Here is a 14,705-nt window from a genome sequence, read left to right as displayed (position 1 = left end):
TTGATATTATTTTTTGTATTTGTGTTGTTTTACAGTTTTACGTTCTTTGGTGTCATTGTCATGGAGACTTAAGGGGATACAGCTCTATTTCTTAATTTTGTTGAGATGTGTAAGGTTATTTTTTAAGTATTTCTATCGGCATTTTGTAAGTACATGGGGAAATTATATCAAAATTTTCTTTGTTTTTCCGACGATTTAAGAATGATGAGAGCGCAACCAGTGGATTGAAGAGATGTTGTTTTTGTTTGTTAACAATTTGCAATGATGATGGGCATTATAAATGCTTGTCATTAAAGATATTTGTGTTGCTTGATAGTGAAAAGCACAAAAGCATCAAGCTTTTCTAAATTTCAAAAACTTCAAACACAATGAGCAGATGTGTAGGTAATGTGACGAACGCAAATCTTACTCAGGTGAGTTGCTCTTGAATTCATCACACGCACATTGAAACTGCGAATATTCGTCAAAGGGAAGTATTTCAAAAACGATATAGAGGTTATGTGAAACACATTGTTTCATTAAATTCAAAGACAGAAGGGGGTTTATTCATGAAGAAAGCTATCATTACAGCACTGCTGCTTTGCACCGGGATTGGTGTCGCTGGTTGTGAAAAACTTACAGCGTAGAAGAGTTTAGAAAAGATAGAGGATTGGCAGAAGAATGGATACAGAAATGTAGAAAGATGGAACCGTTTTCACGGTCATCATCTAAGAATTGTCAGAATCTCATGGCATCTGTCGTTGAATTTCTATTAGAAAGCTTAAGTGAGGGATTTGCAAGAGGAATAAATGAGTCGGATTCACAAGCTTCTGAAGCTGGAGAATAGTGAGATGGCAGTGAAATTATAAATAAAGGTAATTGTGGCAATATTGTTTTTTTCTTTTTCAAGTGAGAGATTGTTTTGACTTAAACAGAAAAGATATAGGTTTCAATAAATAAGAAACTTCCTTTTTATGTAAAGATATTTTCTCTTTTGAATGCAGGTATTTATTAGATCTTATGAAATAAAGCAGATTTACATCTAAAATAATATAAGTACAAGATACAGACTCATGCATTTTGTTAAAAACCAATGAATTCTGATTCTTTTTGTTTTTACTTTTCATTGAGAAAAAATGACAAGATTATTCATACTATCGTAAAATATTTTTTCAGTATGGCGATAAAGCACATTCATGTATGTTTAAAACAATGCCATCTCTCTCTGCTTTCAGTTTTCTTTTGTATCAATCCGGTGTAGAAACATAAAGTTGAATGAGATGTTCAGGGTAGGATTTCTCCAGTGAACTTGTGAAGTGAAGCATATCATTGATGAGCAAGGTGAAAGCCACTTGAGGAACACCAATCTTATTATAGATTGGTGAAGAGAGGGTGCTTTGTCTTTTAGAGAAAGAGGAGAGGGTCAATCTAAAAGAATAATTATGATTCGTAGTAGAAACTTTAAGTCTCATTGTTAAAAATGCGCGCACAAGGCAAAGGTTAATACGAGAAGCGTTGGAAGTGACAGCTGGAATTGATGCGCGGTGTATCTTGTTAACTTAAATTCTTCTTTTTCTTATGAAGATTTGGGGTGTTTTAGTACTGTTGGGCATGAAAAAAGTAAAGATTTGTTGTGTTTCTTTATTTTTTTGCAGGTATTATGTGGCAAAAAAATCTTCTTATATAAATTTTCTGCTTGATTTTACACCATAACAAAATCGCTAAAACTGCTTTATGAAAGAATATCCAATATGGTTATTGAAGGAGAAAAGCAATAGTATGGCCTCATTCTGAATGTTGGGAATAGAGGGCTCGTAGTAGAATCTTTGTTTTTACAGAGAGAACTATTGGTCCTATGATTTTTTCTTTTATGTATAGAGTGAGCGTAAAAAGCGATATTAATAGCCAATTGCACATTATGGAGTAAAAATAATCTACGAAAAGATTATAGGGCTATGCGTTTTTTTATGAACTCTTGAAAGGGTTTCTAAAATCCTATATAGTCGTTCGTTGCAAAGAAAAGCGAATGATAATTAAAAAGGGCAATCATTGATTATTCTAAGTTATCTTTTTGATATTGTCGCGTGGCTATGTTCAGAAAGTTCTCTTGTTATGTGTGTACGATGCTGTACGTGTGAATAGTAGAGAAAGTAAAAAGAGTAGATCTTTCTGAATGGATGCAAGCTGATTCTGCAAAGTGCCAAAAAGCATGTAGCATGTCAGGTGCATAGTGAAGCTGAAGACTGAGGAGAGTGAAATGTTGAAATATTTTAAAGAGTTTAACTCTTTATATGCACGAAATTTTTGGTGGCATATGCTTTTTGTCAACGCGTTGTCATTTTTCTTAAGATAGGCAGAATAAATTTGGAGATTTCTGATATCCACTGCGTAGTTGAGAATTTGCAGCATTTTGGTGAATTGTTATCGCGCCGGTGGAGATTTGGGAGCAAAGCAAAAGAAATGTTTCATTTAATGCGTTGAAAATCGAGTAGGTGGATGCATTGAAGATTATTGTGCTGTTATTGGAGCAATATTCGCACAATGAATTCGATTGAGGATACCAGCATTGAAGAAAAGCTGTTCAATTTCTTTTATTTGAGAGAAAAATTGAACAACAACGTTGAAGGGGAAAAAATGTCTGTAGTGCAATATGGTGATGATAGTTTTTCATCAAAAGCAAAAGTTCTTGATAACACTCTTATTGATCGTGATTGGGCAATGACAAAGTTTGTTGCAGCTGTTAAAGGGCTGGCACAAGTGGTCGATTATGAAAGCAATATGCTAGAAAGCAGTGGTGTTCCTGATTATGAAGAAATAAATTTATGTAAGATACGTGGCTTACGTGACCTTAATAAGTCTATAAGCGATATGAAACGCTATATGAATGAAGATATTGAAAATGAAGTTGAGAGTTTATTAGCGGATTTGCAAAAAAAATTATACCGCAATAGTGAGTTGCTTCAAATGCATTTGGATGCAGTCAATGATCTTTCGCAAGCCATGCAGATATCTGCTCGTACAAAAGAAACAGATGGTATTGGGGATTCAGTTTTGGTTAATACTGAACGCTCTAAGTGATAAAATAGTTACGTAACGTACGGATTTACTTGGCAACTCCGCGTCTTTAATCTCTTTAATATTTGGCTTGATGATTTATGAAATTTTAATGCTCACAAAAAAACCGCTCCTTACTATAAAAGAGCAAATCATTTTTAAGAAGGGGGGGCATGTGTGTTGCTATTTTGTTGATTGGAGGTGTCTTTGCTTTGATATCGGATGATCTTTATATAAGATTTTTTTGAGAGGCAGTGACTTAATTAATAAAAGGCAACATAAAATGCTGCCTCTTATTAAGATAAGCGTTGGTTTTTTTCTTAAAAATGATAGCGTATTCCACCAAAGAAACTGGTTCCAGATACACCAGCTTTTTGAAGTTTCTGCCGATGGCTAATATCACCATGGATTGCGATATTTCGAGAGAGATAGGCATTAACGCCAATACCCCCTTCAATTGAAGATCCGGTAGGATCAAGATAAAATGTATCAGCAATTTTAATCGTTCCACCATCAGCAAAGGTTTTAATAATGTTCAGCTTACCATAGAAGGAAAGAGCATTGCCTTCTTCTACGGTGGAGAGAGTTTGCGTTAGACGCCCACCCATCCGTATCAACCATTGACGAGATTTGCCCATATTAACTTCAAAATTGTTGGCATCTGAAATGGTATCAAACATAAGATTTTGATAGATAAATTGCGCTTGTGGTTCAAACGCTAGCCCCTTCGCAGTCGTTGCTAATTTTTTACCAATAGTAGCAGATACACTCAGTATTCCAGTACCATCTAATTTTGCGACATTTCCGGCGAGGGCCGTAGTAATATCACCTTTCAGAGTACCGTAGGAGAGGAGTGTATTGACATATACACCACTGCTATGCTGGATGCCACTGTAAGCTGTGAGCGACCATTTATCAAGCGTTGTCTTTTCAGAATCTTCCATACCCTTTGGAGTAAAAGCAAGTTTTCCGTACGTGCCGAGAAGCCCAAAATGTGTATGGATATCTTTGCTTTCCAACGTCGCTAATACAATACCCGTTTGTAAAGCATTATAGTTCACATCAGCACCGTAGCCATAATGCAGAGGGCTACGGTTGGAAAATAATGTGACTCTTTCGCCGTAGGAGGACAAGAAAATGCCTTTCTCTTTATTACTTTTTGCTCCAAACACTGTTTTTTGCATATTATCTAACAGCGTGTTTTGATTGCTCACATCAGCAAAACCAGAAGAAAATAAGGCATTGGGCATAACCAAATAATTTGCTACCTGCGGTAAAAGCGCCCTGACTTTCTTATTCCCATCAACGTAGGCATTTTGCAACCGGAAATCCCAGAAATCACGATCATTCCTACCAAAGAGGTTTTGGTTAGCGTGAGATTTACCTGGTGCATAGGCAGTGAGTACATACTTATAAGGCAGACCACCCATCATCATGTATTTTCCTGCTAACTTGAAGGAATTTTCGTTAGCTTTTCCGGCAACTTGAATGACTGAAATCCCATGCGCCTCTGAAGGAAGTGAAGCCATGTGTTCTCCCCAAACAGAACTGCTATTGGTTATTTTTTTATCATTTTCCAGAAGATTTATGTGAACTACAGTACTGCCTGATACATCGCCATTAATTACAAGGCGATCGGTTTCCTGTTTAGCCACCGGGGAATAACTGTTCCATTTAGAGTTCAAATGAATCTCAGCAGCACCTGTTGCACTATAAACCGCTGGTGCATCGGGCGCTTTGTCCCTTTGTTGTGGGTTAGATCCTACAAACAAAGTTTGGTAACGTCCCATCATTGGCTTATCAAACACAATAATGCTGTCTGCGAGTTTTAGTGCAGAAAGGTTAGAGTATGATTTTTCATCAACACCAAACTGCTCATAGACAGGTGAATCTATATCATTATCATTATTCAAAATATTTTTATTCGCCTTTAAAAACCATTTCGTACCATTCTTTAGATCAAAAACTGTTTTGTTTTCTTCTAACGTTCTCACTCGCCCTTTTAAAAGGGAACGATCTGCAGTTAGTACAAAGGCATTTGTGGGAGCATTTTCTTCTTTTTTATTTTTCAATAAGACATCGGCATGGATTTCCGAATCTTTAAGGTTGACTTTAGCATTCGTAGATAATCCATAAAGATTAATACCCGTACCGTATTCAACGAAAAGTTTTGTATTATCTAAAACTATATCACTAGAATCAATTTTCGAAGGGGCGGTGTTGTCTCTTCTTTCGGCATTCTGATCCACAGGAATGCTGTGTCTGTTTGTAATAAAAATACCATGAGCTATGGCATCACTGGTAACAATTACGGTTGAATCCTTCAAGCGAATTGTACCATTTCTGGCCATCAAGCCAGTTATCATCGCTGTTACAGTAACATCTGTTGCATCGATGATTGCGTTATCTAATGCACCTAGCCCTATAAAATTTGATGAAGCTGTCCCTCCGATTAATTTTATTGTCGAATTTCTATTTCGTGCATCTGCGATAATGACTTTATTGTGTATTCTAATATCATGCTGCGTTACAGTACCACCTTCTGTAGATTCAATTGTAGATTGAACTTCCTCAACTTGTATCGTTTTTACAGGTTGTACAGGTGCTGAAGGCCCCAGCGATAGCTTTTCAACTTCTGGTATTACAAGCATTGATGATGCCGGTGCTGGTCCTGCAGAATCAGGTCTTGAAGGTATTTGTAATACACCTAGTTCCGTTTGTGCAGGCACTGACTGTGGAGATACAGGAGCGCTAGGGGGCATTTCTCCTATGATAGAGATTGGAGAAGAAGAGCTAGGAGTTAGAGGTTTTCTAAACTTATTATTTTTTTCCGTTTCTGCAGGCTCCGCAATTCCAGAACCTTCATGTTTATATGTCGGGCTTTCAGGCATATTTTTTGGGAGAATTGTAGGTCTAGCTTGTGGGTTACTGGATATAGGCTGTATAGATGAAAGATCTATCGTTGATGGTAGAGTAATTTTTTCTGGAGAGGCATAAGACAAATTGGAATAAGAGCAAAACAGAATTCCAGAAACTGTACATAGTAAGAATTTTTTCTTCATATAGATATATCCCTAAATATATGGCCCCCCTCTCTAATAAAAACAAATACACTTAACCCATTATGTTTTTTATAATTTATGAAATAAACATAATGGGTATATCTTATATTTCAAGATGAGGATAAAAGATTTTTAGAAACGGCAGCGCATTCCGCCGGAAATATACATTCCAGACACACCAGATTTTTGGAGTTTCTGTTGATAGTTAACATCAGCATGAAGCACGATATTTTGAGACAATTGTGCATTCACACCAAGTCCACCTTCAACTGAATCTCCCATGGAATCGAGGTGGAAAGTATCACCAATCTTTATTGTACCATTATCACCAAAAGCTCTGATGACATTCAATTTACCGTAGAGGGAAACAGCACTTCCTTCTTTCATTGTAGAGATATTTTGTGTTAAACGACCGCCAACACGAACTAACCATTGGTGAGGAGTGCCCATATTCGCATCAAATCCATCAATATCTGAGAATGTGCCAAGCATGAGACGTTGATAAATTAACTGTACTTGTGGTTCGAAGATTAATCCCTTAGCACTGGTTGTGAGTTTTTGCCCGATGGTAGTTGATGCACTAAATGTATTTGTGTCATATAATTTTGCAGTATTTCCTCTGGGGGCTGTGGTGATGTTTCCTTTGAGAGCTCCGTAGGAGAAGAGCGCATTGACATAGATGCCACTGTTATGGCGGATACTTCCATATGCAGCAAGCGACCACTTATCTAGAGTGCTTTTGTCAGCACCTTCCATGTCCTTTGGAGTGAAGGCCAGTTTTCCGTATGTGCCTAAAAGACCAAGATTTGTGGTAATGTTTTGATCTTCTAGCGCTGCTAGTATAACACCTGCTTGTAAGGCACCATAGTGAATATCAGCACCGTAGCCATATTGTAATGGACTGCGGCTGGAAGATAATGTGACCTTGTTACCATAGGTAGATAAGAATATTCCTTTGTTTTTATTACCCTTTGTCTCAAGGGCTTTTGTTTGCATCGTGTCTAACAAAGTATTTTGATTGCTTACATCTGAAAGTCCAGCGGAGAATAGCGCTTGAGGCATTACCAAATAACTCGCCATTTGAGGCACAAGGGCTTTGATTTTTGCTTCACTATCAAGAGTAGCGCTTTGCAAACGGAAATCCCAGAAATTATTACCTTCTCTTAAAACGCTTTGCTGCTCATGAGCTTCTCCACGGCTTGATGTTGGTCCATAAGCATTCAGCGTATACTTGTAAGGTAATCCATCCATCGTGATGTAGCCATTTGCGAGCTTGAAGGAATTTTCCTCTGCTTTTCCAGATACTTGAACGAGTGAAACACCACGCATGTTCAGGGGAACGGAACCTTCAGCTTTTACTTTCTCATTGTTTGAAAGACTATTGAAATGAATTGTTGTGGTGCCTGATACATCGCCATAAACGAGAAGACGGTCCGTTTTTTGTTGCTCTTTTGTAGCGCCATCACTCCATTTAGTATTAAAGTAAATCTTTGCATCACCTGTTGCATTATAGACTGCTGCTACATCGGAAAGCATATTTGGTTGGGGCTCAGATGCATCGACCACTCGCCCTACGTAGAGAATTTGATACCGGCCCTTTATCAGAGCATGTGTCGCATTAAACACGACAGAACTATCATTAAGGTTTAGTGTTGAAACAACAGAAATCGCCTTTTGATTAGTGTTGCGGAGTTTGTCCACCTTATATTCATCCCCCACGCCTTTTTCAAACTTACTAATCTTTAAATACCATTTGCTGTTATTTTTCAGAGTAAAAGCCGTTGTATTATTGGGGAAAGCTTTTACCCTTCCTTCTATAATTGAATTATCAGCGATTAATGCAAGAGTACCAGGGTCTTTATCCTCTTCTGCAGTTTCATTTCTCAATAACATATCAGCACGAAACTCTGAATTTTTAAGATGAACCTCAGCAACGGCATCTGAATAATACGGACCTACAATACCAATACCGTCTCTCACAAGAAGTTTTGTATTGGTAAGAGTCGCTTTATTGATAACTTTTTCCCCCTCTTTAAGATTGGATCTTATGATATAATCAAAAAGGATACCATAGCTATGATGCTGTTCAGAGACGGTTATGATGGAATCTTCAATATGGATTGCACCGTTTGCAATTTCTAAACCGCGAGTACCAGCTTTTCCAATAATTTCTTTAGCATAAATGCGTCCACCTGTTTTTGCAGCAAGTAAAGCCGAATCTGAACGCATTGTTGAGTTTTTAATAATAATAAAGGCTTCATCATCAGCAACCCCTGTAGTAAACCGACCACGGACAAAAACATTACTAAAGGTTTTTTCTTCTCCTCTCTTATCCGCACGAAGCATAATCATTTCAACAGGTGGTGTATCTGCGTAGGTTGGATGGAAATGAGGGAAAATCAAAGTTCCAGCAATTGTACATAACAAAAAACTTTTCTTATAAATAGATTTCTTACACATAGATATGCCTTTATTATTGGTATGCCTTTGATGCTTACTTCATTCCCCGGATGGTGCAAGTACCGTGGTGGGTTTTATATCATTATATTTTTATTGTAAAGAACAAAACGAATTATTTAGCAATACCCTCTACAATTGGGAGGTTTGCTTCAAGAAACCTTTTAGAATAGTCATCAAAGTCAGTGGAAAATGAGTTGGAAAAATTTATTTTGGTAAGTTTATATTTAAAAAAATCCTATAAAATAGGGTGTTTGAAGTAGGGCTTCATTAACCAAAGTTTGTTGTCATAAAAGTTCTATGCAGTTAAGGTAGAAGATACTCATATACTCTCTAAAAGTTTTCAGCTGGCTCTCTTGTGTAAGAAAGAAGAGCTAAAGTGCGTGTTATATATTTTAGTCATAATAAAAAATTGAAATACTTTATGATTTTTATTTATCAAAGGGAAAGAGAAACTGTAACAAAATAATTTCGATTTTTATAAATCGAAAAAAAGCGCAACATACCGTTCTTTATACTGAAGTGTATGTTGCATTTTTATTTGCTTTATTTTAGAAGCGGCAACGCACTCCGCCGGAAATATACATTCCAGACACACCAGATTTTTGGAGTTTCTGTTGATAGTTAACATCAGCATGAAGCACGATATTTTGAGACAATTGTGCATTCACACCAAGTCCACCTTCAACCGAATCTCCCATGGAATCGAGGTGGAAAGTATCACCAATCTTTATTGTACCATTATCACCAAAAGCTCTGATGACATTCAGTTTACCGTAGAGGGAAACAGCACTTCCTTCTTTCATTGTAGAGATATTTTGTGTTAAACGACCGCCAACACGAACTAACCATTGGTGAGGAGTGCCCATATTCGCATCAAATCCATCAATATCTGAGAAGGTGCCAAGCATGAGACGTTGATAAATTAACTGTACTTGTGGTTCGAAGATTAATCCCTTAGCACTGGTTGTGAGTTTTTGCCCGATGGTAGTTGATGCACTAAATGTATTTGTGTCATATAATTTTGCAGTATTTCCTCTGGGGGCTGTGGTGATGTTTCCTTTGAGAGCTCCGTAGGAGAAGAGCGCATTGACATAGATGCCACCGTTATGGCGGATACTTCCATATGCAGCAAGCGACCACTTATCTAGAGTGCTTTTGTCAGCACCTTCCATGTCCTTTGGAGTGAAGGCCAGTTTTCCGTATGTGCCTAAAAGACCAAGATTTGTGGTAATGTTTTGATCTTCTAGCGCTGCTAGTATAACACCTGCTTGTAAGGCACCATAGTGAATATCAGCGCCGTAGCCATATTGTAACGGACTGCGGCTGGAAGATAATGTGACCTTGTTACCATAGGTAGATAAGAATATTCCTTTGTTTTTATTACCCTTTGTCTCAAGGGCTTTTGTTTGCATCGTGTCTAACAAAGTATTTTGATTGCTTACATCTGAAAGTCCAGCGGAGAATAGAGCCTGAGACATTACCAAATAACTCGCCATTTGAGGCACAAGGGCTTTGATTTTTGCTTCACTATCAAGAGTAGCGCTTTGCAAACGGAAATCCCAGAAATTATTACCTTCCCTTAAAACGCTTTGCTGCTCATGAGCTTCTCCACGGCTTGATGTTGGTCCATAAGCATTCAGCGTATACTTGTAAGGTAATCCATCCATCGTGATGTAGCCATTTGCGAGCTTGAAGGAATTTTCCTCTGCTTTTCCAGATACTTGAACGAGTGAAACACCACGCATGTTCAGGGGAACGGAATCTTCAGCTTTTACTTTCTCATTGTTTGAAAGACTATTGAAATGGATTGTTGTGGTGCCTGATACATCGCCATAAACGAGAAGACGGTCTGTTTTTTGTTGCTCTTTTGTAGCGCCATCACTCCATTTAGTATTAAAGTAAATCTTTGCATCACCTGTTGCATTATAGACTGCTGCTATATCGGAAAGCATATTTGGTTGCAATTTGGAGATATCAAACTCCTCAGACTCCTCATAATCCTCAGACTTTGGCGGTTGTTGGCCTACAATCAAGGTTTGATAATGGTAGTGTGTCAGTGGAGTAGGCTCTTTAAATACGATAGAGCTATTCTTAAGATTCAACACTGAAACGATGGACTGTGCTCGTTTATTGATGTCAACAAGCGCGTAGCCATCAGCTCTAGGTGGTTCATTTTGACTAATCTTTAAATACCATTTGCTGTTATTGTTTAGAGTAAAGATTGTTGCGTGTTTCTGCGTGGTTCTTGCTCTTCCTTCCAGAATTGAATTATCAGCAGTTAACGTAAGAACGGTAGGATTAACTTTTGATGATTGATCATTTTTCAATAGCATATCAGAAATAATCTCTGAATTTTTAAGATGAATCTCAGCATCATCAAATGGTCCTAAAATACCGATACCGTCTCTCACAAGAAGTTTTGTATTGGTAAGAGTTGCTCTATTTAAAATAAATTCATCTTCTTTGGCAAGAAACTTTGAAGCTTTAGAAATAACAAAGCCATAGCCTTTATGATTTCCTTTGACATTTATAATTGAATCTTCAATGTTTACGATACCACTGGAAAGCTCTAAACCTCTTGTTATTGCGGTTGCTTTAACGTCTTTAGCATCAACACGCCCAGCTCTCGATGTAGCAATTGCAGTCATGTCAGAGAATATTATTGCTTTTTCAATTGTGGCAACTGATCCACCTCCACCAACGGATACTGCAGTATATTTATCACGGACAAGAACGTTATCAAACGTCTCCTGTCCTTCTTGTACAGAAATCTGAGGGATTTCAACAGGTGGTGTATCTGCATGGGTTGGATGGAAATGAGAGAAAATCAAAGTTCCAGCAATCGTACATAACAAAAAACTTTTCTTATAAACAGATTTCTTACACATAGATATGCCTTTATTATTGGTATGCCTTTGATGCTTACTTCATTCCCCGGATGGTGCAAGTACCGTGGTGGGTTTTATATCATTATATTTTTATTGTAAAGAACAAAACGAATTATTTAGCAATACCCTCTACAATTGGGAGGTTTGCTTCAAGAAACCTTTTAGAATAGTCATCAAAGTCAGTGGAAAATGAGTTGGAAAAATTTATTTTGGTAAGTTTATATTTAAAAAAATCCTATAAAATAGGGTGTTTGAAGTAGGGCTTCATTAACCAAAGTTTGTTGTCATAAAAGTTCTATGCAGTTAAGGTAGAAGATACTCATATACTCTCTAAAAGTTTTCAGCTGGCTCTCTTGTGTAAGAAAGAAGAGCTAAAGTGCGTGTTATATATTTTAGTCATAATAAAAAATTGAAATACTTTATGATTTTTATTTATCAAAGGGAAAGAGAAACTGTAACAAAATAATTTCGATTTTTATAAATCGAAAAAAAGCGCAACATACCGTTCTTTATACTGAAGTGTATGTTGCATTTTTATTTGCTTTATTTTAGAAGCGGCAACGCACTCCGCCGGAAATATACATTCCAGACACACCAGATTTTTGGAGTTTCTGTTGATAGTTAACATCAGCATGAAGCACGATATTTTGAGACAATTGTGCATTCACACCAAGTCCACCTTCAACCGAATCTCCCATGGAATCGAGGTGGAAAGTATCACCAATCTTTATTGTACCATTATCACCAAAAGCTCTGATGACATTCAATTTACCGTAGAGGGAAACAGCACTTCCTTCTTTCATTGTAGAGATATTTTGTGTTAAACGACCGCCAACACGAACTAACCATTGGTGAGGAGTGCCCATATTCGCATCAAATCCATCAATATCTGAGAATGTGCCAAGCATGAGACGTTGATAAATTAACTGTACTTGTGGTTCGAAGATTAATCCCTTAGCACTGGTTGTGAGTTTTTGCCCGATGGTAGTTGATGCACTAAATGTATTTGTGTCATATAATTTTGCAGTATTTCCTCTGGGGGCTGTGGTGATGTTTCCTTTGAGAGCTCCGTAGGAGAAGAGCGCATTGACATAGATGCCACCGTTATGGCGGATACTTCCATATGCAGCAAGCGACCACTTATCCAGAGTGCTTTTGTCAGCACCTTCCATGTCCTTTGGAGTGAAGGCCAGTTTTCCGTATGTGCCTAAAAGACCAAGATTTGTGGTAATGTTTTGATCTTCTAGCGCTGCTAGTATAACACCTGCTTGTAAGGCACCATAGTGAATATCAGCACCGTAGCCATATTGTAATGGACTGCGGCTGGAAGATAATGTGACCTTGTTACCATAGGTAGATAAGAATATTCCTTTGTTTTTATTACCCTTTGTCTCAAGGGCTTTTGTTTGCATCGTGTCTAACAAAGTATTTTGATTGCTTACATCTGAAAGTCCAGCGGAGAATAGCGCTTGAGGCATTACCAAATAACTCGCCATTTGAGGCACAAGGGCTTTGATTTTTGCTTCACTATCAAGAGTAGCGCTTTGCAAACGGAAATCCCAGAAATTATTACTTTCCCTTAAAACGCTTTGCTGCTCATGAGCTTCTCCGTGATTTGGCGTTGATTCACCTTTGTCATTTTCTGAGACTCCCTCAACAATGTTCCCTTTTATAACATAGCTCGTGTAGTCTTTAAGAGTATTTTCCTCTGATTCTTGAGACACTTCCCCCAAAATTCTTTGCTGCAGATGAGCTTTTCCACGGCTTGATGTTGGTCCATAAGCATTCAGCGTATACTTGTAAGGCAATCCATCCATCGTGATGTAGCCATTTGCGAGCTTGAAGGAATTTTCCTCTGCTTTTCCAGATACTTGAACGAGTGAAACACCACGCATGTTCAGGGGAACGGAATCTTCAGCTTTTACTTTCTCACTGTTTGAAAGACTATTGAAATGGATTGCTGTGGTGCCTGATACGTTCCCATGAACAAGGAGACGGTCCGTTTTTTGTTGCTCTTTTGTAGCGCCATCACTCCATTTAGTATTAAAGTAAATCTTCGCATCGCCTGTTGCATGGTAAGCTGTTTCTACAGTAGGGATCATATTATCTTTTGATTTATAAACCTCCGCCGTTCGTCCTACACTCAAGGTTTGATATTGTCTCTTTGCTAGAGCATGCGGTGGATTAAATACGATAGAGCTATTATTAATGTTTAACACAGAAACGGTAGAAAGTGCTCGTTGTTTAATATCACTGAGATCGAAATTAAAGACACTAAAATCAGTGTCTACATCCTCTTGACTGACCTTTAAGTACCATTTGCTGTTATTATTCAGAGTAAGAACTGTTGTGTTTATTTTTAATGTTCTTGCTCTTCCTTCCAGAATTGAATTATCAGCGGTTAACGCAAGAGAAACAGGAAGAGTATCTTCATCGTGGTATATACGTCTTGTCTTATTTCTCAATAACATATCGGCACGAATTTCTGAATCTTTAAGATGAACCTCAGCGATAGCCTTTGAACCGTAAGGTCCCCGAATACCGACGCCATCTTCCACAAGAAGTTTCGTATTGATAAGATTCACTTGGTTAACAACTTGTTCCCCTTCTTTTACCTTGTTTTTTGGAGTTTCGTAGAAAACAATACCACCGCCTCCCCCTTTTCGGACGTCTATAGTTGAATCTTCGACATTGATTGTACCATTTCTAGTTGCTAAACCTAAGTATCGTGTACTTGCTTCAACTTCTTTAGCATAAATACGCCCGCCTGTTGAAACAGAAAGTGCAGCCACTTCTGTTTGTATCGTCGAATTCGTGATTGTGAGAGTTGATTTGTTATGAGCAGACACTCCTGGATTCCTAATAGTGTAGACAAGGAAGTTATCAAATGCTTTCTGTCCTTCTTGTACAGAAATCTGAGAAATTTCAACAGGTGGTGTATCTGCGTAGGTTGGATGGAAATGAGGGAAAATCAAAGTTCCAGCAATTGTACATAACAAAAAACTTTTCTTATAAATAGATTTCTTACACATAGATATGCCTTTATTATTGGTATGCCTTTGATGCTTACTTCATTCCCCGAATGGTGCAAGTACCGTGGTGGGTTTTATATCATTATATTTTTATTGTAAAGAACAAAACGAATTATTTAGCAATACCCTCTACAATTGGGAGGTTTGCTTCAGGAAACCTTTTAGAATAGTCATCAAAGTCAGTGGAAAATGAGTTGGAAAAATTTATTTTGGTAAGTTTATATTTAAAA

General features: G+C 37.6%; 7 protein-coding genes. 3 read left to right on the top strand and 4 right to left on the bottom strand.

The genetic code is table 11. The features are described from left to right. The first annotated feature begins 649 nt into the window (after positions 1 to 649). The gene (locus V4P57_RS06530) at positions 650 to 826 is read left to right on the top strand and encodes a hypothetical protein (RefSeq protein WP_455465764.1); all 177 of its coding nucleotides are present in this window, start codon (positions 650 to 652) and stop codon (positions 824 to 826) included. Positions 827 to 2,613: 1,787 nt separating this feature from the next. Then, positions 2,614 to 3,057, top strand: coding sequence for a flagellar protein FlgN (locus V4P57_RS06525; RefSeq protein ID WP_455465763.1), 444 nt, complete (start codon positions 2,614 to 2,616; stop codon positions 3,055 to 3,057). A 296-nt stretch (positions 3,058 to 3,353) separates the two neighbouring features. On the opposite strand, the gene V4P57_RS06520 is transcribed toward V4P57_RS06525, so the two are convergent. Beyond that, positions 3,354 to 5,795, bottom strand: coding sequence for an autotransporter outer membrane beta-barrel domain-containing protein (locus V4P57_RS06520; protein WP_455465762.1), 2,442 nt, complete (start codon positions 5,793 to 5,795; stop codon positions 3,354 to 3,356). A 7-nt stretch (positions 5,796 to 5,802) separates the two neighbouring features. Between V4P57_RS06520 and V4P57_RS06515 the strand changes: the two genes are divergently transcribed. After that, positions 5,803 to 6,030 (top strand): hypothetical protein, encoded by a 228-nt coding sequence (locus V4P57_RS06515; protein ID WP_455465761.1) that lies wholly within the window; start codon positions 5,803 to 5,805, stop codon positions 6,028 to 6,030. A gap of 197 nt (positions 6,031 to 6,227) precedes the next feature. On the opposite strand, the gene V4P57_RS06510 is transcribed toward V4P57_RS06515, so the two are convergent. From V4P57_RS06510 to V4P57_RS06500, 3 genes are all read right to left on the bottom strand, one after another. Further along, on the bottom strand, positions 6,228 to 8,555 hold the full coding sequence (locus V4P57_RS06510) for an autotransporter family protein (RefSeq protein WP_455465760.1): 2,328 nt from the start codon (positions 8,553 to 8,555) through the stop codon (positions 6,228 to 6,230). 548 nt (positions 8,556 to 9,103) lie between these two features. Further along, positions 9,104 to 11,443: an autotransporter family protein gene (locus V4P57_RS06505; RefSeq protein WP_455465759.1), complete on the bottom strand. Its 2,340-nt coding sequence runs from the start codon at positions 11,441 to 11,443 to the stop codon at positions 9,104 to 9,106. 548 nt (positions 11,444 to 11,991) lie between these two features. Continuing rightward, the gene (locus V4P57_RS06500; protein WP_455465758.1) at positions 11,992 to 14,475 is read right to left on the bottom strand and encodes an autotransporter outer membrane beta-barrel domain-containing protein; all 2,484 of its coding nucleotides are present in this window, start codon (positions 14,473 to 14,475) and stop codon (positions 11,992 to 11,994) included. Between the last annotated feature and the right edge of the window lie 230 nt (positions 14,476 to 14,705).

It is taken from the genome of Bartonella sp. B39, from assembly GCF_053795145.1.
The sequence above is the reverse complement of the archived record's forward strand: the minus strand, read 5'-3'. Positions and strand labels throughout refer to the sequence as shown.

Bases quoted from the DNA above. Each gene is read 5' to 3' on its own strand.
- V4P57_RS06500 (WP_455465758.1), bottom strand. From the start codon at position 14,475: ATGTGTAAGAAATCTATTTATAAGAAAAGTTTTTTGTTATGTACAATT.
- V4P57_RS06515 (WP_455465761.1), top strand. From the start codon at position 5,803: ATGATAGAGATTGGAGAAGAAGAGCTAGGAGTTAGAGGTTTTCTAAAC.
- V4P57_RS06525 (WP_455465763.1), top strand. From the start codon at position 2,614: ATGTCTGTAGTGCAATATGGTGATGATAGTTTTTCATCAAAAGCAAAA.
- V4P57_RS06520 (WP_455465762.1), bottom strand. From the start codon at position 5,795: ATGCCCCCTAGCGCTCCTGTATCTCCACAGTCAGTGCCTGCACAAACG.
- V4P57_RS06510 (WP_455465760.1), bottom strand. From the start codon at position 8,555: ATGTGTAAGAAATCTATTTATAAGAAAAGTTTTTTGTTATGTACAATT.
- V4P57_RS06505 (WP_455465759.1), bottom strand. From the start codon at position 11,443: ATGTGTAAGAAATCTGTTTATAAGAAAAGTTTTTTGTTATGTACGATT.